The 23,543-nt window shown below is 35.3% G+C and carries 17 protein-coding genes; 4 read left to right on the forward strand and 13 right to left on the reverse strand.

What is annotated here, in order from left to right:
• From SAGCYANO_RS47085 to lnt, 9 genes are all read right to left on the reverse strand, one after another.
• The coding region (locus SAGCYANO_RS47085) for a sensor histidine kinase (protein WP_237397260.1) at nt 1-327 on the reverse strand (327 nt) is incomplete at its 3' end.
• Between the two features lie 89 nt (nt 328-416).
• Nucleotides 417-677 (reverse strand): histidine kinase dimerization/phospho-acceptor domain-containing protein, encoded by a 261-nt coding sequence (locus tag SAGCYANO_RS47090; protein ID WP_237397261.1) that lies wholly within the window; start codon nt 675-677, stop codon nt 417-419.
• Between the two features lie 110 nt (nt 678-787).
• The gene (locus SAGCYANO_RS47095; RefSeq protein WP_237397262.1) at nt 788-1,885 is read right to left on the reverse strand and encodes a cache domain-containing protein; all 1,098 of its coding nucleotides are present in this window, start codon (nt 1,883-1,885) and stop codon (nt 788-790) included.
• Between the two features lie 98 nt (nt 1,886-1,983).
• A complete protein-coding gene (locus SAGCYANO_RS42985; protein ID WP_202225601.1) occupies nt 1,984-3,369 on the reverse strand; it encodes an ABC transporter substrate-binding protein in 1,386 nt (461 codons plus the stop codon).
• 322 nt (nt 3,370-3,691) lie between these two features.
• Entirely contained in the window at nt 3,692-5,071 is a 1,380-nt protein-coding gene (locus SAGCYANO_RS42990; RefSeq protein ID WP_202225602.1) for an ABC transporter substrate-binding protein, read from the reverse strand.
• A 583-nt stretch (nt 5,072-5,654) separates the two neighbouring features.
• Nucleotides 5,655-6,230 (reverse strand): hypothetical protein, encoded by a 576-nt coding sequence (locus SAGCYANO_RS51210; RefSeq protein ID WP_375340108.1) that lies wholly within the window; start codon nt 6,228-6,230, stop codon nt 5,655-5,657.
• A gap of 12 nt (nt 6,231-6,242) precedes the next feature.
• On the reverse strand, nt 6,243-7,028 hold the full coding sequence (locus tag SAGCYANO_RS51215; protein WP_375340109.1) for an ABC transporter substrate-binding protein: 786 nt from the start codon (nt 7,026-7,028) through the stop codon (nt 6,243-6,245).
• A 66-nt stretch (nt 7,029-7,094) separates the two neighbouring features.
• The gene (locus tag SAGCYANO_RS43000) at nt 7,095-8,477 is read right to left on the reverse strand and encodes an ABC transporter substrate-binding protein (protein WP_202225603.1); all 1,383 of its coding nucleotides are present in this window, start codon (nt 8,475-8,477) and stop codon (nt 7,095-7,097) included.
• Nucleotides 8,478-9,333: 856 nt separating this feature from the next.
• Entirely contained in the window at nt 9,334-10,923 is a 1,590-nt protein-coding gene (gene lnt, locus SAGCYANO_RS43005; protein ID WP_237397263.1) for an apolipoprotein N-acyltransferase, read from the reverse strand.
• 356 nt (nt 10,924-11,279) lie between these two features.
• Between lnt and SAGCYANO_RS47100 the strand changes: the two genes are divergently transcribed.
• Together SAGCYANO_RS47100 and SAGCYANO_RS47105 are read left to right on the forward strand one after the other, a co-directional pair.
• Nucleotides 11,280-11,813, forward strand: coding sequence for a hypothetical protein (locus SAGCYANO_RS47100; RefSeq protein WP_237397264.1), 534 nt, complete (start codon nt 11,280-11,282; stop codon nt 11,811-11,813).
• Between the two features lie 49 nt (nt 11,814-11,862).
• A complete protein-coding gene (locus SAGCYANO_RS47105; RefSeq protein WP_237397269.1) occupies nt 11,863-12,579 on the forward strand; it encodes a transposase in 717 nt (238 codons plus the stop codon).
• Nucleotides 12,580-12,608: 29 nt separating this feature from the next.
• Here the strand turns inward: SAGCYANO_RS47105 and gyrA are convergent, their stop codons facing one another.
• Nucleotides 12,609-15,323, reverse strand: a complete 2,715-nt coding sequence (gene gyrA, locus SAGCYANO_RS43015) for a DNA topoisomerase (ATP-hydrolyzing) subunit A (protein WP_202225604.1) — start codon at nt 15,321-15,323, stop codon at nt 12,609-12,611.
• 497 nt (nt 15,324-15,820) lie between these two features.
• On the opposite strand from gyrA, the gene SAGCYANO_RS43020 reads away from it, so the two are divergent.
• Both SAGCYANO_RS43020 and SAGCYANO_RS43025 read left to right on the forward strand, forming a co-directional pair.
• On the forward strand, nt 15,821-16,741 hold the full coding sequence (locus SAGCYANO_RS43020; protein WP_202225605.1) for a histone deacetylase: 921 nt from the start codon (nt 15,821-15,823) through the stop codon (nt 16,739-16,741).
• 638 nt (nt 16,742-17,379) lie between these two features.
• Nucleotides 17,380-18,060 (forward strand): pentapeptide repeat-containing protein, encoded by a 681-nt coding sequence (locus SAGCYANO_RS43025; RefSeq protein ID WP_237397265.1) that lies wholly within the window; start codon nt 17,380-17,382, stop codon nt 18,058-18,060.
• Between the two features lie 175 nt (nt 18,061-18,235).
• Here the strand turns inward: SAGCYANO_RS43025 and SAGCYANO_RS43030 are convergent, their stop codons facing one another.
• From SAGCYANO_RS43030 to SAGCYANO_RS43040, 3 genes are all read right to left on the reverse strand, one after another.
• Nucleotides 18,236-18,727 (reverse strand): hypothetical protein, encoded by a 492-nt coding sequence (locus tag SAGCYANO_RS43030; protein ID WP_202225606.1) that lies wholly within the window; start codon nt 18,725-18,727, stop codon nt 18,236-18,238.
• Nucleotides 18,728-19,449: 722 nt separating this feature from the next.
• Nucleotides 19,450-20,535: a hypothetical protein gene (locus SAGCYANO_RS43035; protein WP_202225607.1), complete on the reverse strand. Its 1,086-nt coding sequence runs from the start codon at nt 20,533-20,535 to the stop codon at nt 19,450-19,452.
• A gap of 270 nt (nt 20,536-20,805) precedes the next feature.
• On the reverse strand, nt 20,806-22,893 hold the full coding sequence (locus SAGCYANO_RS43040; RefSeq protein WP_237397266.1) for a transglycosylase domain-containing protein: 2,088 nt from the start codon (nt 22,891-22,893) through the stop codon (nt 20,806-20,808).
• Between the last annotated feature and the right edge of the window lie 650 nt (nt 22,894-23,543).

Consider the following 23,543-nt stretch of genomic DNA (forward strand, 5'->3'; position numbering starts at 1 on the left):
TTTACCTACAGGTTTTGTTGTATAAAACGGGTCAAATATTCGGTTTTTCACTTCTTCTGGTATTCCCATTCCATTATCAGTAATATGAATAGCTATCCAATTTTTATTGATAACTTTTGTCTGAATTTTAATATAGGGTTGAATATTACAAGATTGAGAATTTGATTCTTCCCAAGACATTTCTAAAGCATCAATACCATTAGCTATAATATTCAGAAAAACTTGATTTACTTGACTTGCCAAACATCTGACTAATGGCAAATCAGCATATTCTTTAATAATATTAATTCTGGGAAATCCGGCCTTGGGTTTGAGGCGACTTTGCAAAATTAGTAAAGTACTATCAATACCTTGGTGAATATCAACTTGTTTTTGCGGAGATTCATCGTGACGGGAAAATTTTCGGAGGGATAAAACTATTTCTTTAATTCTTTAGAACCTTCTTCCATGGAACTAAGCAAATCAGGAAAGTCTTCTTGGATAAATTCTAAGTCTATCTTCTCTTGTTTTTCTGTAATTTCATCTCCTGGTTCTGGATAATATTGATGATAAAGGTTGAGTAAATCTAATAATTGTTCAGCGTAATTTCTAGCAGGTTCAATATTGCCGTAGATAAAGCTTACAGGGTTATTTATTTCATGGGCAACTCCGGCAACTAACTGACCTAAACTCACCATTTTTTCATTCTGAATTAATTGGGCTTGAGTTTCTTTTAATTTTTGAAGAGTTTGTTCAATATCGGCATTTTTTTTTGTTAACTCTTGGGTTCTTTCCTCAACTTTTGTTTCTAAAACGTGACTGTAATCAGATAGTTGCTGATATGAATTTTTAACTGTTGAATCATTTGATTAAAAGTTTGAGCAAGGAAACCAATTTCATTTTCAGTTATTACTGGCACTTTTTGGGTTAGATCCCCTGCACTTACTAATTTAGCTGTCTGAGCGATCGCTAAAATTGGTCGTACAATTTGACTACCCAATAACAACATAGCTATTGCCATGACTAAAGCTAATGTCAAACCAATTACCAAAGTTGAACTAGCAAGATGACGAGCAGGTGCAAATGCTTCTGTTTGTTCTATTTCTGCTAATAATGCTAAGTCTTGATATTCGAGCCACCGATAAACACCAATAACTGGTACTCCTCTATAATTTATATACAACCCTTGGCCATTTTTGCCATTAATAGCATTATTAATACCTTTACTATTAATACCATCAGGAAATTCTTCTGAACCAAATTTTTTGGCTGAAACAAATACATTTCTCCTCGACAAACTACTACCAATATTTCCTACTAAATAAGTTTCGGCTGTTTTTCCTAAACCTGCTTGCTCGCGAATAATACTATCAATTCTGTCCAAGTTAAGATGGGTAGCAAACATTCCTAACAGCTTACCATTTTCACTGAGAATAGGGATAGCAAAGGTAATCATAGGTTTACCTGTTTCAGCAGAGCGGTAAAAGTTGGAAATCAAATAATCTGTGGTAGATTTTGTTACTTCGCTATATTGAACTAAAGGTTGATATTTGCCTACTTGATTAGAATTACTGGAAACTAAAATTCTGCTACTTCTGGTTAAAATAAAAATTTCTTGTAAGCTACTAAGATTAGTAGCAAAAGATGTTAAAGAAGTTTTTAGATAAGCTTGAGATGATTCATATTCTGGAGTAGATTTTTTGCTTGTTAGTAGAATTTTTGCTTGGTTATTAATTTCTGGTAATTCGGCGATCGCTAAGATTTTTTTACGTCGATCTAATATCCAACGATTAAGTTCATTTTCTTTAAGTTTGGCAGCAAAACTAAGACGCTCGAAAAGGGATTCTTTTAAAGATGTTCGTGCTTGACTAAATGTTGTATACCCAACAATTGATATTGTTATCAACGACAATATTAAAAAAGAGCCCACAATCTGAATTAGGAGGCTTTTTTTCCAGAAATACATGACTTAATATCCTCATTTTTGACTTTGCCATATTATCTTTATTGCCGAGTTTGCCACTGAGAAAATATTTCTGTAATTTGTTTAATAGCTATATCTGTTGCTTCAGTTGGCGATAAACCTTCTATTACAATTTGTCGCATTGCCTTACCCCAAATATTTTCTGAATTTACTTGAGAATAAGCAGGATTAATCGAATTCTTAAATAAACGAGTTTTACTTGCACTGAACTGTTGAGATGCTTCAGAAATATGAGGGTCTTTTGTATCGCTCCAAAATGGGTCTTCCCAAAGTTGAGGCATAATTGGAAAATAGCGACCTCTGGCACCTTTAATATAAAGTCCTAAATTTTCTGGTTGTACTAAATATGATAAAAATTCTTTTGCCAATTTGGGATGAGCAGAAGATGTAAAAATTACTGGTTGTTTGATAGATACTAAAGATATAGGTTTTGTTCCATTAGGATTATTGGGAAACTCAATAGTTCTCATTTGATTCAAGTAAATTTCTTCATCTTCTTGCTGGGAAGCAGGAATTGACATAGTTGGGTTAATTGTCATTAAAGCGTTACGATTGAGGAAATTAGTATTATTATCAGAATTGCGCCAATTAACCGCATTAGGTGGAACATACTCATTTTTATAAAAGCTAGTGTACCAGTCTAAAATCTCTATAATTTTTTGTCTAACTCCTGGTTTATCTATTTGTAGTTGACCCTGTTTATCTAGTATTTGTAAATTGTTAGCCTCCAAAATTTGTTCAAATACAATAGAAGTATCTGTACCATCAATAGACATGGGTAAACCTAAACCATAAATATTAGTTTTGCCTTGTTGACGTAAATTTTTTTGTGCATTTTGCCAATACTGCCAAAATTCATCCCAATTTTTTGGTATTTCTGCTCCCAAATTTGCCTCACGAATTAAATCATACCAGTAGTGAAGATGGAGACCTTGCTGCATTATTGGCACTGAATAATTAGAAGATTTAGACTCAACATTGTTGTATAAATAAACAGACTTCAAAACACTATCGCTGTAGAATTTTTTGACAGGTTCAATTACATCTGAAACATCTACTAATTTACCCTCCCACGCCCATTGAGGAATCAAAGTAAATTCTCCTATCTGAGAAAAAAATATATCCGGTGGTTTACCTGCTGCTAGAGCATCAGTACCTGCTTCTAAAATGTCATCTGTACTAAAAAACGAAATTTCAACTTTGTTGTTAGTTTTTTCCTGCCAATTAGCAATAACTTTTTGTAGAGCTTCATCTTGCTCTGGGTAAAATCCTCGATTCCACCAAATTGTTAAAACTCGATCTGACTGAGATTCTTGGACAGAATTTTGAGGCTGATTTGCACTACAAGTTACTAAGATAAAACTAAGTATAAATAACAAAATTATTGCTAAAAATTTATATCTCATAATTATCATCGAGTTTAAAAATTATTCTTTTTTATTATACCAATTCACTTAAAAATGTCACAAATAGTTTCAAACTATAATATATGTGAAATAATTTCCTGAAACTCGTGTGATTCGAGAATTCCCCCTACTGAACGGGTCATTTCAGTTATCAGTTATCAGTTATCAGTTATCAGTACCTCCGGCTTTAGTCGGAGGCTTGAAATATTGAACTGAATATTTTTTATTCCCTTAAAAGGGGAGGCTTTGAACCTAATTTTTTGGTAAAAATTATGAGTCTATAAAATCATAATGCATGACTTTTGAATTCCGTGAAACGATATTACCACTGAGAAAATATTTCTGTAATTCGCTCAATAGCTATATCGGTTACTTCAGTTGATGATAAACCTTCAATTAAAATTTGTCGCATTGCCTTACCCCAAATATTTTCTGAATTTACTTGAGAATAAGCAGGATTAATCGAATTCTTAAATAAACGAGTTTTACTTGCACTCAACTGTTGAGATGCTTCAGAAATATGAGGGTCTTTTGTATCCCTCCAAAATGGGTCTTCCCAAAGTTGAGGCATAATTGGAAAATAGCGACCTCTGGCACCTTTAATATAAGATCCTAAATTTTCTGGTTGTAATAAATATAATAAAAATTCTTTTGCCAATTTGGGGTGAGCAGAAGATGTAAAAATTACAGGTTGTTTGATAGATACTAAATATGTAGGTTTTGCTCCATTAGGATTATTGGGAAACTCAATAGTTCTCATTTGATTCAAGTAAATTTCTTTATCTTCTTGTTGGGAACTAGGAATCGACATACTTGGATTAATTGTCATTAAACTATTACGATTGAGGAAATTAGTATTATTATCTGAATTACGCCAATTAACCGCATTAGGTGGGACATAACCATTTTTATAAAAGCTAGTGTACCAGTCTAAAATCTCTATAATTTTTTGTCTAACTCCTGGTTTATCTATTTGTAGTTGACCCTGTTTATCTAGTATTTGTAAATTGTTAGCCTCCAAAATTTGTTCAAACACAATAGAAGTATCTGTACCATCAATAGACATAGGCAAACCTAAACCATAAATATTAGTTTTGCCTTGTTGACGTAAATTTTTTTGTGCATTTTGCCAATACTGCCAAAATTCATCCCAATTTTTCGGTATTTCTGCTCCCAAATTTGCCTCGCGAATTAAATCATACCAGTAGTGAATGTGGAGACCTTGCTCCATTATTGGTACTGCGTAATTAGAATATTTACTTTCGACATTGTTGTACAGATAAACAGACTTCAACACAGTATCGGTGTATAAATTTTTGACAGGTTCAATTACATCTGAAACATCTACTAATTTACCCTCCCAAGCCCATTGAGGAATCAAAGTATATTCTCCTATAGAAGAAAAAAATATATCTGGTGGTTCACCTGCTGCTAGAGCATTAGTACCTGCTGCTAAAATGTCATTACTAAAAAATGAAATTTCAACTTTGTTGTTAGTTTTTTCTTGCCAATTAGCAATAACTTTTTGTAGAGCTTCATCTTGCTCTGGGTAAAATCCTCGATTCCACCAAATTGTTAAAACTCGATCTGACTGAGATTTTTGGACAGAATTTTGAGGCTGACTTGCACTACAAGTTACTAAGATAAAACTAAGTATAAATAACAAAATTATTGCTAAAAATTTATGTCTAATAATTATCATCTGGTTTAAAAATTATTCTTTTTATTATACCAATTCACTTAAAAAATGTCACAAATGGTTTCAAACTATATATGTGAAATAATTTCCTGAAACTTGTGTAATACCAATTTTATAAATTTTTGCTACAAATAGTTAGGCTATTTCTTGGGAGTCAGGAGTCAGGAGTCAGGAGTCAGAATGAATAGTTTCAATAGCAGTTTTGAGCTAATAAATTCTATTTTTTGTCAAAAGGATACCTCCTGCATTTGTCTTTTTATCATGCTTATTATTCGTAACATTCTTTTTCAAAATGGTATAATTCGCGAATTACCGAAAAATTGTGGTTTAAAGCCTCCCCTTTTAAGGGGATAATAAGCGGTCGTTTGCGGAGCAGTCCGTTAGGATGGGATGGCGAGGTCTCCTCGCCATATCCAATCGACCAAGAGAAGAAAAATTTTCATCTCTTTGTCAATCCTCTTCTTTCAAGGAGAGGTAATTATTCATTATTCATTATTCATTATTCATTGTTGAACCCTACTGAACAGGTAAAAATTATGAGTCTATAAAATCATAATGCATGACTTTTGAATTCCGTGAAACGGTATTACCACTGAGAAAATATTTCTGTAATTCGCTCAATAGCTATATCGGTTACTTCAGTTGACGATAAACCTTCAATTAAAATTTGTTTCATCGCTTCAGCCCAAATCTTGTCTAAATTTATTTGAGAATAACTGGAGTTAATAGAATTCTCAAATAAACGAGTTTTATATTCGGTAAATTGTTTAGATGCTACAGAAATATGAGGGTCTTTTGTATTGCTCCAAAATGGGTCTTGCCATAGTTGAGGCATAATTGGAAAATAGCGACCTTTTGCACCTTTAATATAAGCTCCTAAATTATCTGGTTTTATTAAATATGATAAAAATTCTTTTCCCAATTTGGAATTAGCGGAGGATGTAAAAATTACTGGTTGTTTGATAGATACTAAATATGTAGGTTTTGCTCCATTAGGATTATTGGGAAACTCAATAGTTCTCATTTGATTAAAGTAAATTTCTTTATCTTCTTGCTGGGAACTAGGAATTGACATAGTTGCATTAATTGTCATTAATATATTGCGGTTGAGGAAATCAGAATTATTATCTGAATTGAGCCAATTAACTGCATTAGGTGGCACATATCCATTTTTCTAAAAGCTGGTGTACCAATCTAAAATTTCAATAATTTTCTGTCTTATTGCTGGTTTATCTATTTGTAATTTCCCCTGTCGATCGACAATTTGCAGATTATTAGCTGCCAAAATTTGTTCAAATACAACGTTAGTATCTGTACTATAAATAGACATAGGTAAACCCAAACCATAAATCTTATTGTCATTGTTTTGAAGTAAAGCTTTTTGTGCATTTTGCCAAAACTGCCAAAATTCATCCCATTTTTCTGGTATTTTCTCTGCCAAACCAGCCTTAAGTATTAGATCATTCCAGTAGTGAATATGTATGCCTTGCTGCATTATTGGTACGGCATAATTAGAAAATTTAGATTCAATATTGTTGTACAAATAAGCAGACTTCAGAGCAGTATCACTATAGAAATTTTTGACAGGTTTAATTACATCTGAAACATCTACTAATTTTCCCTGCCACGCCCATTGCGGAATCAAAGTATATTCTGCTCTTTCAGAGAAGAGAATATCGGGAGGTTTATTTACTGCTAAAGCATCAATAATTACTTGTAAAATATCATCTTCACTGAAAAATAAAAGTTCAACCTTTTTGTTAGTTTTTTCTTGCCACTCAGCAACTACTTTTTTTAGAGCTTCATCTTGTTCTGGATAGTATCCCCGATTCCACCAAATTGTTAAAATTGGATATGACTGAACTTTTTGCAGAGAATTTTGAGTTTGATTAAAGCTACAAGTAAGTAATATTAAACCGAGTATAAATAACCCAATTAATCTGAATAATTGACGTCTCATAATCATGTTTTTTCTCAGATACTTCAGTTCAAATTTTAACTTGGGAATTTTTAGTTAATAATTGGTTTACCATTGAGCAAATATTTCTTGTATTTTAGCAATTGCTTCATCAGTAGCATCTTCTATTGATAATCCATCAACAATTACCCGTTCAATTGCCTTGCCCCAAACATTTTCTGATAATATTTGAGAGTAAGCAGGATTAACTACATAATTAAATGGTCGAGTAGCACCTTCTTGATATTGTTTAACTGCCACAGAAATATGGGGGTCGCTATTGTCTTGCCAGAATTTATCTGATAATAATTGTGGCATTACTGGGAAATATCTTCCTCCTGAAAGTTGCAAATATTTACCTATGTTTTCTGGGCGAATAAAACAGGATAAAAAATTCTTAGCTTGCTCTAAATTAGAGGATGATTGAAAAGTAAGTATTTGTTTAACAGATACTAGGTATTTTGCTGGTTCTCCATCCGGTTCATCAGGAAATTCAATTGTTTGAATTTGGTTTTGGTAAACTTCTGGATCTTGTCTTTGTGAAGTAGGAATTGATAAAGTAGGATTAGCCACCATTAACAAATTACGATTCAGAAAACTAACGTTATTATCTATTGCTGCCCATTGAACTGAATCTGGGGGTATATATCCATCTTTATAAAGATTAGTAATCCAATTTAATACTGTAATTATTCCTTGGCGGACTTCGGGTTTATCTACTTGCAGTTTTCCATTTTTATCTAATAAATTAACATCATAAACTTCTAACATTTGTTCAAATTCATAAAAGTTATCTGCAGAAGCAGCAGACATAGTTAAACCAATGCCATAAATTTCTGATTTATCTTTTTGACGAATTGTCTTTTGAGCATTTTGCCAAAATTGCCAAAACTTATCCCATTCATTAGGTATATCTGACTTTTGTAAATTAATTTCTTTGAGCAAATTTTGCCAATAATGAATATGTAAAGTTTGTTGCTGGATTGGCACTGCATAATAACTACGTTTTTTAGCTACATTATTGTTTAGATAAACAGATGCAAGAGCTGTTTCAGTGTAAAGAGATTTAACAGGTTCAATCACATCAGAAACATCTGCTAATTTATCTTCCCATGCCAGGCGAGGACTTATACCAAATTCTAGTTCATAATTATAAACAATATCTGGAGGTTTTTCTGCCGTTACAGCCTCAAGAAGAGTTATTTTTAAACTTTCATTATCGTTGAAGAAAAGAAGTTCAACAGGATAACCACTTTTTTTCTCCCACTGAGCAACTATTTGTTTAATGGCTTCATCTTCTTCAGGATAGAAACCTCTTGTCCACCAGATTGTTAATGGTGTTGTTTCTGGTAAAGATGTTTTTTGAGAGTCTAATTTAAGAGATTGATTGGTACAGGTTACTATAAGTAAACTGACTATAACCAAGATAAATACAAACAATTTTTTGTTCATTTTTTTGATTATTTCTTATATTTTTGGCAGAATCAGGAATAAAAAAGCAATTGATAAATTTCCAAGAATGAGCATTAAAATTTAGTATAAGTTAAATGAATACTTGCTTCATTCATTTTTATTGCGCTCGAACTGACCGCTAATAGCTGTTTGCGCAGCAGTCCGCAGGAAATGCTTACCGAATAATTAATAATTAATAATTAATAATTAATAATGTAAGCATTCAGCTATTGCTTTTAGTTTAGGATCAAAGCAATATTTAATTGTCTTACTACAAAAATTGCCTCCCTTGTCCTTAAAGTCAGTTGTTAATTTAAACACTGTCCCATAAGAAAGAGTCTTGTTGCTAATAGCTGAATGCTTACTTAATAATTAAATAATTCTGGTTTAAAGCCTCCCCCTTTTAAGCTATCCCTGATAAGGAACTCCTGAAACCTTGATGGGAGGGTGGGGAGGATGGGGAGGTGTGGGGAGTGTGGTCCGTAATAATATTCAAAAAAACGTCTAATTTCATACACTTTTCTGAGGAAAAAGCCTCTCAAAGGACTTATACATAACTTCTCACTAATGTCCGCGTTTTGTGTTAAGAAAGATGTTTATAAAGCATAGCCTTTTAAGGGAGAAAAAGCGGTCGTTTGCGGAGCATTCCGTAGGATGGGATGGCGTTTTGCTCCGCAACTTATGAAGCGGAGCAGCTCTGATAAGGGCGGGTCTCCTCGCTGTCCAACCATCGACCAAGAGAAGAAATAATATTTCCTTATATTCAATTCCGTAACGGTTAAAACCCGAGGTAATTATCAATTATCAATTATCCATTATCAATTAATGAACTGTTTTTAGTATGAAGTAGATTATTTTATTTTAACCATAAAGTTATTTTTGTTAATCCTGCTCCTACAAGTAATAATGGTGTTAACCAATCGCCCCATTTGACATATAAAGTTTGGGTATTTCGCCGATAAATTGTAGTTGAATAAGTTTCATAAGTATTAATTCCAGACTGCCAAATTGTTCTACCATGAGGGTCTACTATTCCAGAATAACCTGTATTAGTTGCTCGTACCGCCCATCTATCAGTTTCGATCGCCCGCATTACGTCTTGAGCATGATGTTGAGCTGGCATTGTGGGACTATAATGAGCATTATTAGCTGCTGTTAAAATAAATTCTCCCCCTGCTGCGGTTTGTCTTTGAAATACTTCGGAAAAAGCTGAGTCATAACAAATTCCAACTATTGCTTTGCCAAAAGGTGTATCAAATATTTGGTCTGTTTTTCCAGGTACTAAATGAGCGTCTAAAGGTGAGAGTCTATCTATTAGTTTTCCTAAGATTTCATTGAAAGGAATAAATTCTCCTAAAGGTACTAATTTAATCTTGTCGTAACGACTAAAAATTTCTCCTGTATTATCTATAGTAAATAAACTGTTAGTCAGATTATTATCTTGTTTGCCATAGCCACCTACCCAAGCTACTACTTTTTTATCTAAAATTGCTTGATAAAAAGAAAGGAATCTACGATTATTTTGATTTTTCCACAAAAAAGGTAAAGCTGTTTCTGGAGTTAATACAGCATCAACATTTTGGTCTGCTAATTTTTTATATCCTTTTGTATAACCTTCCACAGCACGATACCAACCTGTAGAATTTAACTTGATTTCATTAGGAATATTTCCTTGAATAATTCCCACTTTTAATGCTGTTTCTGAATCGGGATTTAAAGGGATATTATATAGACTAAATCCTACTATGTGGAAAAATATAAAAGTTGCAATTGGAAGGAAGAAGAAAGAAGGAAGAAGGAAGAAGGAAGAGGGAAAAGGGAAGAAGGAAGAAGGAGAAAGGAAGAAACGAAAATCAACTTTTTTTTCCTGCAATTTTGCTTTGATGAAGCCTTCCCCAAATAAAGCGTTTACTGTGACAATAGCTGCTGTAACTGTAATTGGTCCTGATAATTGACTAAGATGTAAAATTACTAAATTATAGTTACTCTGAGTCAAAGATAAAGAAGTCCACCAAAGACTTCCTAAACTCCAGATTTTCTCTAAACAACACCATAAAGTTATGCCTAATAAAACTCTGACGAATGATAATATTTTCCCTGAGAAAGATGTAGGAATTAAAACCCCAAATAAATAAGCCCAAATAGCAACTAAAATTGCTCCCCAAAGGGTAATAAAAATCCAACAAAATAGAGCGATCGCTACACTAGCTAACCAAGGAACTCCTAACCAAGTCATGGGATGAACTCCCGTTATCCAAAATAAAGCTACACCGTGATAACCTATTCCCCAAACTAAACCTAATAAAAATTTGTCAAAGTATTTTTCTTGTTGAATTACTAACACCCAGAGAGGAACTAGAGCTATCCATGCAAGAAACCATGCGTTTACTGGTGCTGTGGTCATTCCCATGAAAATGCCACTAATAAATGTTATGAATAATTTCATTTAAATGTTATGAATAATTTCATTTTTTAAGGTTATAAAAGGAAGAAGGAAGAGGGAAGAGGGAAGAAGGAAGATTTTGTGTTTTATATTTTGTGTTTTGTGTTTTGTGGAATGGGCCTCCGGCCTCCGGCCTGTTCCTAAATAACACGGGAGCATGAAAGCCATCGTCTTTTAAGCGATGGATGAAAGGCGAGGAGTCGGATTTTAATCCGATGTATTTTATTTGACCGAAAAGCAAGGTTAAAGGCCCTCGTGTTTTAACCGGGGATGAAAACAACCGAGTCGTTTAGACTAGACAACTAAAGTGGTCTTGTTCTATAATTACTCAGGGGTAAGCCATCCAACTCTCGTTTCAAATGTACTCTTGTCAGCAAGTTTTAGTAGGTAAAAATCCCGAATTAATTGCTATCTTAACATTCCTATGCGAAGAGTCTCACAAGCTAACTAACATGGGAATATATTATGGTCGGCAATTATTTTTTAAGTCTCACAAAACTCTGGGCAAGTTTGACTTGGAAAAAGTCTATAAACACAGCTATCATTACAAAGTTTTATATTCTCAAGCAGCACAACAAATATTGAGAACTGTAGCCGAATCATTTCGCTCTTATTATGGTCTTATTATTGCCTATAGTTCAGGAAAAATCTCAGGCAGACCAAGGATTCCTAACTACAGAAAAAAAGGGGGGATGGCTACAGTTAGTTACCCCAAGCAAGCATTAAAACTCAAAGGTAATCAAATCAGAGTACCACTAGGTAATACCTGTAAACGCTGGTTTGGAGTAGATAGCTTTTTAATTCCAATGCCTAGTAATCTAGAATTTTCTACTCTCAAAGAACTGAGAATCCTACCGAGAAACAAATGTTTTTATTGGGAAGCGTGTCTATGAAAAAGAAATCGTAGTTAAACCTCAATTAAATCAAGAAAATGTATTAGGAATTGACCATGGTGTAAATAATTGGTTGACCTGTGTATCTAATGTGGGTACAAGCTTAATTATAGATGGTAAACATCTCAAATCAATGAATCGTTGGTACAACAAACAAGTATCAATTATTAAAGAAAATAAACCGACTGGATTTTGGTCAAATAAACTAGCTGCTATTACAGAAAAGCGTAACCGTCAAATTCGTGACGGTATAAATAAAGCAGCCAGAATAGTCATTAATCATTGTTTAAAAAATTCTATTGGTACAATTGTTTTTGGTTGGAATAAAGGTCAGAAAAATGAAATAGAATTAGGCCATAAAAAGAATTCTGAGTTTGTACCAATTCCTACAGCTAGACTCAAAGAAAGAATAGCTCAATTGTGTGATGAGTATGGGATTATATTTATAGAAACCGAAGAAAGTTATACAAGTATTGCTTCGTTTTTAGATGGCGACGATCTGCCTATTTATGGTGAAAAACCCGATGATTGGAAACCATCAGGAAAAAGAATTAAGCGTGGTTTGTATAGAACAGGTAGTAATTGGTGTGTTAATGCAGACTGTAACGGGGCTGCAAATATAATTACAAAAGTAAGCAGAAAGCTAAGTTTAGACTTAAGCAGACTGTGTAGGGGCACTTTGACTTGCCCCCAGAGAGTGTATCTTTGGTCAGCCAAGAAGAAACGAAGCAACATGGATTTATCCTGTTGCGTAGTATCAACTTAGAATCCCCGTGACTTGAGTCCGGGGAGTAGTCAATCTTCCTCCATATCTTCCATATCTTCTGCGTCTATATCCTCCATATCTTCTACATCTATATCTTCAGTTTCTTCTGCATCTATATCTTCCATATCTTCTACATCTATATCTTCACTTTCCTCTATTTCTTCAGTTTCTGTTGCCGGAACTAAAGCCACTTCTGCAATGCTATCTGCATCATCTAATTTTTGTACCCTTACTCCTGTAGCACTACGAGATTGAATCGAAATAGCATCAATTGCTTGACGAATAATAATTCCACGAGTAGTAATCATTATTAACTCTTCAGTTTCATTAACTATTCGTAAAGAAGCTAATTTATCTTGTTTCTTTTTCTTCTTCTTAAACTTAGTAGCAATACGACCTTTACCACCTCGGTTTTGTAAAGTAAATTGAGAAACTGGCACCCGCTTTCCATAACCACCAGTAGTAATAACTAATGCCCACGGACCAGTATTATTAGCTGATGTTTCTTCAGTTTCTTCCTCTTCTATTTCTCCATTTTCTAGTTCTAATTCCGCTTCTTCTAGTTCTAATTCTTCCTCATCAACATCAGCAATTTTATCTACAATTGAACTGGGTAAAATATCCATACTAATTAACTCATCATCTTCAATCAGTTTCATAGATTTTACCCCTCTAGTATTACGACCCAAAGAACGCAATTGTTTATTATCCGTTCTAAAGTGAATTGCCATCCCAGAACTAGAAGCAATAATCACACTATCATCAACCTTCGCTCTTCTTACCCATCTCAATTGGTCGCCTTCAGCAAGAGAAATAGCAATTAATCCATTAGAACGGATATTAGAAAATGCGGATAAAGGTGTTTTTTTAATATATCCACCTTTGGTCAACATCACTAAAAATTCATCATCAGTGAACTCTGAAACTGCCACTATAGAAGTTACTTTTTCATCTCGTGGAATAGGTAACATTTGTACCACTGGTACGCCCCTTGCTATACGAGAACCAATAGGAATTTGATAAGCACTTAGACAATAAACAACACCTCTTTGAGTAAAGAATAAAATACTATCATGGTCACAACAACTGAGAAAATGTTCAACTCCATCATCTTCTTTCATTTTCGTACCAGACTTACCACGAGTTGCTCGACTTTGAGCCTCAAAAGTATTAACTGGCATCCGTTTAATATACCCTTGTTCTGTTAATAGAATAATTGCTTTTTCATTGGCAATTAAATCTGTATCATCTAGCTCACCTTCTGCTAGTTCAATGATAGTTCTTCTCGGAGTAGCATAGCGTTCTTTGATTTCTAAAGCTTCAGTTTCAATAATTTCTAGAATTCGTTCTCGTTTAGCTAATATGTCTTGTAAATCAGCAATTTTTAACAGTAATTCTTCATGTTCTTGTTCAATTTTTTGTGCTTCTAATGCTGTTAATCTTCTTAACTGCATTTGTAAAATTGCGTCTGATTGTACTTCAGATAAACCATGATTTTCAATTAGTTCTTGTTTAGCAGCAGGAGTATCTGCAGCCTGACGAATTAATTGAATAATTGCATCTAAGTTATCTAAAGCAATTAACAAACCTTGTAATAAATGGTCTCTTTCTTCAGCTTTTCGGAGCTCGTATTGAGTCCTTCTCGTAATAGTTTCTATCCGAAAATCTAGGAATACTTCCAGATATTTTTTCAGCGTTAGTAACTGGGGTTCTGAATTTACTAATGCTAAAATATTAGCTCCAAAATTGGCTTGTAGGGTGGTTTGTTTATAGAGGTTATTGAGTACAACTCTAGGATAAGCATCTCGTTTGAGTTCGATAACTACCCGCATTCCGTCACGATCGCTTTCATCCCTAATATCAGAAATGCCATCAATTTTTTTATCATTAACCAGTTCGGCAATTTTTTCAATTAAAGCTGCTTTATTAGTTTGGTAAGGTAACTCTGTGACAATAATAGCTTCTTTGTCAGGACGACCGCGTTGTTCGAGGGTTTCTATGGTGGCGACACCCCGCATAGTTATAGAACCACGACCCAGTGTATAAGCATCGCGGATACCAGACTTTCCAAGAATTTGAGCCCCTGTAGGGAAGTCAGGACCGGGAATGTAGTGCATTAACTCAGTATCAGTTATTTCTGGGTTTTCGATCAGCGCTAACAAACCATCAATAAGCTCCCCCAAATTGTGGGGAGGAATATTAGTTGCCATTCCCACTGCAATACCAGACGAACCGTTGAGGAATAGTTGAGGAATGCGGGAGGGGAGTGCCAACGGTTCTTGTTGAGAACCATCAAAGTTATCAACAAAATCTACTGTTTCTGCATCAATATCCCGCAACATGGCATCAGAAGTGAGTGCTTGTAGACGACACTCCGTGTAACGCATAGCCGCAGGTGGGTCATTATCTACAGAACCAAAATTACCGTGACCGTGAATGAGCGGCGATCGCATTGAAAAATCCTGAGCCATTCGCACCAAAGCATCGTACACCGCTGTATCGCCGTGGGGATGATACTTACCCAACACTTCTCCTACCACACGAGCGCACTTACGGAAAGGGCGGTCTGCTGTTAACCCTAATTCGTTCATGGCATAGAGTATGCGACGATGCACGGGTTTGAGACCATCCCTAGTATCTGGTAATGCCCTACCTACAATCACGCTCATAGCGTATTCTAGGTACGATCGGGACATTTCATTACGGAGATCGGTTGGTACAATTCGTGACTCAGAAGTAGTCATATAATGAAAAACTCTGTTAAATATATAATAATTAACAAAAAACCGAAAAAATGGGATTTCGCCCAATTAAGTTCGGTGTATTTGCAAAATTATGCTGTTTACCTCTAAAATTATAGCATATTTCGTGTCTATTTTTGAGAAAATTAATGAGTAATAGATAAGTATTTTCCATCCGATTTCAAGTTAAAATACTGGTATGATTACACTGAAGAAGGAAGAAGGAAGAAAAAACAGGACTTACGCAAAATATCAGGTCAGACACCATCTGTAGGGGCGAACGGCCGTTTGCTTCGCATACTCCGCAGGTGCCCCTACTAGGTCTGGTGGTTATGCGTAAGTCCTGAAAAAGAAAAAAGAAGGAAGAAGCGGATGGGGATAGTCAACGACTTATAACCTCAACCAGCTGTAAACACCTTGTAGACAGCGGGGTATTAAACCCAAAATCAAAAGATAAAAAGTTTCATTTCATAAAAAAATCTAATATCTAAAATTAACTTATGATTTCTGTTATTTATTCCGATGAATTTCTCGAACACAAAACTGGTATGCTACACCCAGAGCGACCAGAACGTTTAACTGCAATTGTCAAAACTCTCCAGACTTTTCCTCACAATGGCCAATTGCAATGGCGATCGCCCACCCCGGTGCAACAGCGCCATTCATCATTGATGACACTACTAGAAAAAGTTCACTCCCCTACTCATATTCAAGCAGTAGCAGAAATAGCTAATCAAGGTGGCGGTTATTTGGATGGAGATACACCAGTTTCTGGCAAAAGTTATGATGTGGCATTGTTAGCTATCAGTGCTTGGTTAGATGGAGTCGATCTAGTATTAACAAATGCAAATCCAGCGTTTGTGTTAGCAAGACCCCCTGGACATCATGCTGAAAGTAAACGGGGAATGGGATTTTGCTTATTCTCCAATGCAGCGATCGCAGCTCATTATGCTCTAGAGAAACCAGGTATTAACAAAGTCGCTATTTTAGACTGGGATGTACATCATGGTAACGGTACTCAAGAAATTGTGGAAAAATGCGAAAATATAGTCTACTGCTCCCTCCATCAATCTCCCTGTTATCCTGGAACTGGCTATGTTGACGAACATGGTTTCCACAATAATGTACTAAATTTACCCATGTCACCAGGTACCACAATGGCGATCTATCAACCCACATTCGAGCAAAAAGTTATCCCCTTTTTAGCTAGCTTTCAACCCGATCTATTGATTGTTAGTGCTGGCTATGATGCTAACCATGATGACCCATTAGCAGGTATTTCTCTAAAGCCAGAAGACTATGGAACATTTACAAAATATTGTTTGCAGATAACCCGCAAAATCTTATTTGGTTTAGAAGGTGGTTATGACCTAGCTAGCTTATCTCAATCAGTAGTAGCAACTATTGAAAGTTGTTTGTAGGTGATTTCAGTTATCAGTTAACCTCATAAGGTAAGGAAGATGGAAGAGAGAAGAAGGAAGAAGGAGGAAGGCTTAATATCATGTCCGGTTGAACAGTTATAAATAAATAACGACGGAGTCCTCAGGAGTCAACCCACCCCTCGCCCCGACCGTGGAGGGGAGGGGGAGGGGAAGTCAGGAGTCATATCAAATCCGGTTAAATACTTATTATATGAGATGGGGAGATGGGGAGATGGGGAGATGGGGAGATGGGGAGATGGGGAGATGGGGAGATGGGGAGATGGGGAGATGGGGAGATTTAAGGCGAGAAAGTGTGGATAGAATTATAAACATATACTGTATAACCGGATTCTATATCAGGAGGGAAGAAAGAAGAAGGAGAAAGTTTTTTTTATCACTAATCATCCGGACATGATATAAGAGCAAGAAAAAAACTTAAATTTCTATCCCTTGTAAGGCGTCCCCGTGTCTCCGTGTCAAACCTTAAAAACTTACCCTTGTAAGGAGTAGGGGCGTAGGTAGGGATGTTGCATGAAACGTCCGTATATTGATAAATTTTCCCTGTTCTGGTATTTTCTACTTTAGAATAGGTTCAAAAAATGTAATTTAAATTCAATCAAAATAACGAGAAACTAGATATGATGAAATTTTTAGTAGCTATTACCTTAGCCATTTATTTAATTTTTTTTAGTTTATCTGCACCAGTCATAGCAGCTAATACGGAAGATATTAATAATCTTTTAGAAAATAATTGGTGCGTATCATTTTTATGGAAACAGTGCGATTTAAGTGAAATAGATTTACATGGAACTAATTTAAGCAATGCAAATCTTTCGGGAGCTAATTTAACTGGTGTAAATTTCCAGGATGCAGATTTGAATGGTGCTAACTTTTCAGGGGCTAATTTAACAGGAGCTAATTTAACAGGAGCTAATCTATATGGGGCAGATATTAATAGAGCTAATTTAACAAATTCAAATTTAAGTGAAACTCGTTTATTGGAAGCTGACTTAACTTTAGCAGATTTAAGTAGTGCCAATTTAGTTAATGCTAATTTGTTAGAAGCAAGACTCTGGGGAGCAAATCTAGAAAAGGCTAATTTAAGTAATGCTAGTCTCCGTGGTACTAATTTAGAATATGCTAATCTTGCTGATACTAATTTGAGTGGAACAGATTTTCATAGTTTCTATTTTCGGGGTTATAAACAAGAAACTAATTTAAGTAATGCTAATTTAGAAGGTGCAATTATTAATGATGTAGATTTAAATGGAGTAATTCTGAGAGGAACAATTATGCCTGATGGTTCAATCAATGAGTAATATTATTACTAGCTTTTAGCATTTCCTGACGGAATGCTCCGCAAACAGCTATCAGCTTATCAGCTATCAGCTTTTTAAGCTGGGGTTTAAATCCCCATTTCCGTTCCGGAATGCTCCGCAAACCCAGATATTTACTGCTGATTGCTGATTGCTGATTGCTGATTGCTTCTTTAATTTATCTATCAATTCTTGTCATTGTCACTGGAATACAACCAGAATAATCAGAACAATTTTTCATTTCCCAATTACCACGACGACCTGACTCAACATAAAAAGTATCAGATTGATAAGCATCATTTCTTGCATTACTGCCAGGATAAGTTGGCGTACTACCCTGAATAGTATAACCATTTCTATTAGGAACCATACTCATTTGTTGTTCGGCATAAACCCTTCTACCATTAGGTCCAGTAACATTGACAATCATGGTTCCAAAATTTCCATCCATTCTTAAACGTCCCCTGTGTAACCATCCGTTTACCCTCCATTGCAAATTCCATATTCCATTCATCCCTTCGTTGATGACTTCTGGAGTTACACTTCTTTGCTTTATTGGTTCCGCAAAAGCACTTTTTGTAGGAATTATAGTTGCAAATGATAAAGAAGTAGCGGTTAAGGCAACTAAACCAAGGCTAAGAACTTTATTTACTTTTGTTTGAATAGTCATAGGAAAAATTCTCCTGAAATTCAGTGATTTATTTCTTTTCTTATACTTCTAAGACTAGACAGTAAAATCCAGAAAAAAATCCTCTAGTTTGGTAATTTTTACCTCATATCAAATTCGTTCAATTCGGTATAAAAAAATGTTCCAACCGATGCGCTATTGCCCAGTTTTTCTTTATCTCCCCAAACTTCCCAAACTCCCCAAACTTCCCAAACTTCCTATTATGAATCTGGAGAGTCAAGGTTAAAGTTAACTGCTCTAAATTTTGAAATAGTTTTTAGTGACATTTACGAAAAAGTTGATTTTAACAATCAAGATGAATAAAGATAATTTTTATTGTGATATGGAGAATACTTTTATACCTAATTAAACGGATTTGATATAAGTAAGGGAGTAAAAGTGTCTACAGAAACAACAATAGTCAAGTCACATTGAAAGACGAGGCAATTTTAGATAAATTAAATTCTCTATAGGTAGCAGATGAAGTATATGTCTTTGGGAGTTTAGAGAAAGTTGATGATGTTAATAATCTCAATTTTTCAGTTTCCAATAATTATTTATGGCTGATATTGGTAGAGGTGGAAAGGTTGATATTTTATGCAGCTAGGTTAGAGCAGTTGGAAGTAAAAAATCGATACGGAACGGGGCAATTAATAATTAGGAGTTTATCAATAACAAACCCCTCCAATTAATGAAGGGGTATTGTGGTGTTTTTTTTGTGGTTTTTAAGAGGCTTTTTCTAGCTTTTTATTTGTGGATTTGGAAGCGTTAAGTTTGTGCTTGAGGGTTGAGGCTGTGGCAAAAGTGCCGAGAGCTAGGAGAGATAGGGTAGAAGTAGATTCAGGAACAGACTGGGCTGAAAGTTTTTTACCATGTACATCTAGTCCAAAATAACCATCGCGTTTACCGGGCGTATTCCTAACAACAACAATTTCTTGATCCCAACCACTAACAGTAACTCCTAATCCGTCTGCTAGACGTTCCATCAGATGATTTCGTCCAGGTTTTTCTACTCCTTTAGCAACGCAACACGCTTTAAGCGTTAATGAGGAAATTTTTCCTTTTAGCTCTTTAATGAATTTATCAACAGAGGCATCATTGTCAAATAAAAACTTGCCAGCTTGTGGTTTTCCGGTGCCGGAACCTATAGAAATATAATCACTACTTCCGTGAGCCACAATCTTAACAGAAACTGGCTTGTTACCTTTATTGGCAAAAGCGTCTTTAATATGTTGAATTGCCTGATCTACAGAACTAGCTCTCTTTTCTCCTTCTAAAATATCAGCCGCGTCCTTAATAGCCTTATCTTCAGGATTTGGCTGTTCCAGAATAATTACATCAGTTCCAGGATGATCTATCTTTTGTGTCCTGCTGTGCTGAGGTGGTTTGCAGGTAGAGCATTCCTGATTATTAAGGATAGATGAATCAACGTAGAAGAACTGAATCATATCTTCTATAGAAGGGTTGCTGAAATCAACCTTTGCCGTATAGACACCTGGACTAAAAAATTCTAAAGAAACCGTAGAATTGTCATGATTCCCATTGTATTCTTCTATTGGTAAATAAGGTATTGGATGGATTGGAGCAGCTACAAAAACATTTGCTATTTCATCAGAAAAGGAGACATCCCACTTCCAGGTATCAGGATCTTCTTCAAAAAAAATAGCATCATACTCGAAAGGCGGTAATTCGGAAAGGGAAGGATTCCAGTCTAAAAAAATAGCAGCTTTGGCGGCATATGGGGTTAAAGAACTTAGAAGCGAAAGTAATAGACTTGAAAACAGTAACCTCGATTTTAACATTTTTAACATTGCGCTGACTCCTGCTCAATTGATTGAAAATCCTTAGAGGATGTTTGAAAAGATACTGACATAAATTTAACCTTCGATACCTACTTTATAATCCCACAATAATCCGAATCCGATCGCTCACTTTTTTGTTCACTTTTCTGCTCACTTACCTGTTCAAAATGTTCACTTATTGTGTTTTTACCGCTCACCAAGTAATTTTAGCTAAAATTTTTTGGACCAAGGCCATCGCTACTATAGAAGAAAAAACTCTTACGCTTTTATTGAAGATATCTAATAATTTCTATCATCTTTCCTCTCATTCACATCCCTACCATCCGGCCCAATTTGACCATATCTAATCCATTCTGGTTCCACAGGTTGAGCTTCAATAGTAGGTTCGCGGTCGTAAAAACTGGGTCTGTCAGGAAAATCTTTAACAGGTATATCCTCAACTATCTGTTTCATAAACTGTCGCCAATTAAAAGCTGCTGTACTACTCACACCCCAGGTTGGTTTGTTGTCATCATTCCCTAACCATATTCCTGTTGCCACTTGCGGAATATAACCAATAAACCACAAGTCTCGTGCATCCTCGGTTGTGCCAGTTTTGCCAGCAACAGGTCGGTCGTACAAATAAGCGTTGGCACCACTACCATATTTCACTACATTTTCTAACATCCAGGTGACAATAGCAGTACTATCCTTGTCTAAAACCTGCTTTGGTTCAGCATAAGCTTCATAAACAACTTGACCATTTTGATTAATTATTCTTTTAATTCCGTGAGCACCGATAAACTTACCCTCTGCTGCTAAAGTAGCATAAGCATTTGTTAACTCTAATAAATTAACCTCCCAAGTACCCAACGCCATAGAATATGTAGCCTTGACCTCAGATTTAATTCCCATATCCTCAGCTAACTTCATCACAGGTTCAAATCCCACATCCATCAATACCTGTACCGCTACCACATTCACAGAATAAGCCAAAGAATCAATCATCGATCGCCACCCAGCATACTTTTTACCATAATTTTTTGGCTTATAACCATCTACTGTAAACGGTACATCTCGATAACCATCAGTGGGAGGAAAACCAGCAGCAACTGCAGCGGCATAAACAAAACTTTTAAAAGTAGAACCTGGTTGACGTTGTGCTTGAATAGCGCGGTTAAATTCACTCTCGGCAAAGTCTCGACCTCCCACCAATGCTTTAACTTCTCCGGTGGTAGCATCAATAGCGACTAATGCTGCTTGATCGAATCTTTGGCGAGCACCATCAATATCAACAGCTTCTTGAATTACCTGTTCTCCTATTTCTTGCCACTTGCGGTCCAATGTTGTTTCTATTGTCAAACCACCTGCTTCTATGACTTCTTGAGAAACGTATTTTGGTAACTCTTTCTGAATATAGTTAGCAAAATATGGAGCTTCTACTATCAGACGTTTCGGTGCACTTGGTTGTACTTCCATTGGTTTAGCGATCGCCATTTCAGCTCTCTGTTGAGAAATCAAACCTGCTTCTTGCATGACTCCCAACACGATATTTCGACGATTTTTAGCTGCTTCTGGACTTACTAAGGGTGAATATTCACTGGGTGCAGGAGGCAAACCTGCTAAAGTTGCCATTTCTGCTAAAGTTAGTCCTGAAACTGGTTTGCTAAAGTACACCCAGGCGGCATCAGTGACTCCATAAGCACCTGAACCGAGATAGACTATATTTAGATATAGCTCCAGAATTTCTTCTTTTGATAACTCCCGCTCCATTTTCCAAGCTAGCATTGCTTCTCGGAGTTTACGCCAGATAGTTTGTTCCATATCTAGGAATACCATCCGCGCTAACTGTTGTGTGATACTACTACCTCCTTGCACAACATCTCTGGCAATTAAGTTTGAAACAAGTGCTCGAATAACTCCCCGATAATCAACTCCTGTATGTTGATAAAAGCGTCTATCTTCAATAGCAATAAAAGCTTGAACTAAGGGAGTAGGAATATCTTCTAATTTAATTTTTTCTCTGGTAGCGGGTCCTGTTTGTTGGATAATTTTACCATCGGCGGCTTTAATGGTTAAAGTGCCGTCTCTACTATAGGAAGAAATATCGGCAATTTCTGGTAAACTTTGCTCTAATTTCAGCCAAGTTATCCCACCATAAATGATAATACTACCTATTCCGGCACCACCTAATCCTAGCCAAAATTTACGACTACCAAAAAATTCTTTTATCTTAACTATTATGGCTTTTTTTTCTACAACCAATTTTGTGCTTTTTCTGTTGTTTTTTCCGCTACTACCTTGAGAGATATTATCTATTTTTTCCTGTTTTTTTGTGTCATCAACTTTTGGTGCTTGTAAGGGAGATTGAAATTTTTTACTCAACATTTTGGATACAGAGCGGAAGTTATTATTTCTGCTGATTTTAGGCTTTATATATTGAGATTTATTGATAATATATTCCTCTGTTTCTGATAATATTTCTTTTGTATTTTGATTTTTTTATCTTTCACCATTACCCTCTTATATCAAGTTTTATTACTATTAACTAGCTATCAGTTTTATAGCATTTATCATAAAGATGAAGTACATTTATGATACCCCTAAATCCCCCTGAAAAAGCTATCCCTTATAAGGAACTCCTGAAAACCTTCTGGGAAGTAGGGGAGCAGGGGAGAAGGGAGGAAAGAATCATAGTAGAATAGGAAAAACTACTTAAGTCATCAAAAAAATGTACTTTTTATACACTTTTTCTCTGACAAAAACCTTTGAAAGACTTATACATAATACCAATTTGAAAAAGAATGTTACAGATAATAAGCAGTATTAAAATAATTTGTAGGAAATATGTATTGGAGGAAAAAGATAAATTACTACATAATAAATGGTATAAAACCCATTCCCATACGACTCCTGACTCCTAAGCAGTAACCTAAGTATTTGTAGCAAAGATTTATCAAACTGGTATAACTTGTCTATTTTGTCAAGTTTTATGTTAAGAAAGATGTTTATAACTCACATTCCGCACTTCAATTTGT

The organism is Okeania sp. KiyG1, from assembly GCF_014132355.1.
Classification (GTDB): domain Bacteria; phylum Cyanobacteriota; class Cyanobacteriia; order Cyanobacteriales; family Microcoleaceae; genus Okeania.

What these genes read in the sequence shown, in the direction of transcription:
- lnt (WP_237397263.1), bottom strand. Translation starts at nt 10,923, where the DNA reads ATGAAATTATTCATAACATTTATTAGTGGCATTTTCATGGGAATGACC.
- SAGCYANO_RS43035 (WP_202225607.1), bottom strand. Translation starts at nt 20,535, where the DNA reads ATGTTAAAAATGTTAAAATCGAGGTTACTGTTTTCAAGTCTATTACTT.
- SAGCYANO_RS47100 (WP_237397264.1), top strand. Translation starts at nt 11,280, where the DNA reads ATGTACTCTTGTCAGCAAGTTTTAGTAGGTAAAAATCCCGAATTAATT.
- SAGCYANO_RS43025 (WP_237397265.1), top strand. Translation starts at nt 17,380, where the DNA reads ATGATGAAATTTTTAGTAGCTATTACCTTAGCCATTTATTTAATTTTT.
- SAGCYANO_RS42990 (WP_202225602.1), bottom strand. Translation starts at nt 5,071, where the DNA reads ATGATAATTATTAGACATAAATTTTTAGCAATAATTTTGTTATTTATA.
- SAGCYANO_RS51215 (WP_375340109.1), bottom strand. Translation starts at nt 7,028, where the DNA reads ATGAGACGTCAATTATTCAGATTAATTGGGTTATTTATACTCGGTTTA.
- SAGCYANO_RS43000 (WP_202225603.1), bottom strand. Translation starts at nt 8,477, where the DNA reads ATGAACAAAAAATTGTTTGTATTTATCTTGGTTATAGTCAGTTTACTT.
- SAGCYANO_RS43030 (WP_202225606.1), bottom strand. Translation starts at nt 18,727, where the DNA reads ATGACTATTCAAACAAAAGTAAATAAAGTTCTTAGCCTTGGTTTAGTT.
- SAGCYANO_RS43040 (WP_237397266.1), bottom strand. Translation starts at nt 22,893, where the DNA reads ATGTTGAGTAAAAAATTTCAATCTCCCTTACAAGCACCAAAAGTTGAT.
- SAGCYANO_RS47090 (WP_237397261.1), bottom strand. Translation starts at nt 677, where the DNA reads ATGGTGAGTTTAGGTCAGTTAGTTGCCGGAGTTGCCCATGAAATAAAT.
- SAGCYANO_RS42985 (WP_202225601.1), bottom strand. Translation starts at nt 3,369, where the DNA reads ATGAGATATAAATTTTTAGCAATAATTTTGTTATTTATACTTAGTTTT.
- gyrA (WP_202225604.1), bottom strand. Translation starts at nt 15,323, where the DNA reads ATGACTACTTCTGAGTCACGAATTGTACCAACCGATCTCCGTAATGAA.
- SAGCYANO_RS43020 (WP_202225605.1), top strand. Translation starts at nt 15,821, where the DNA reads ATGATTTCTGTTATTTATTCCGATGAATTTCTCGAACACAAAACTGGT.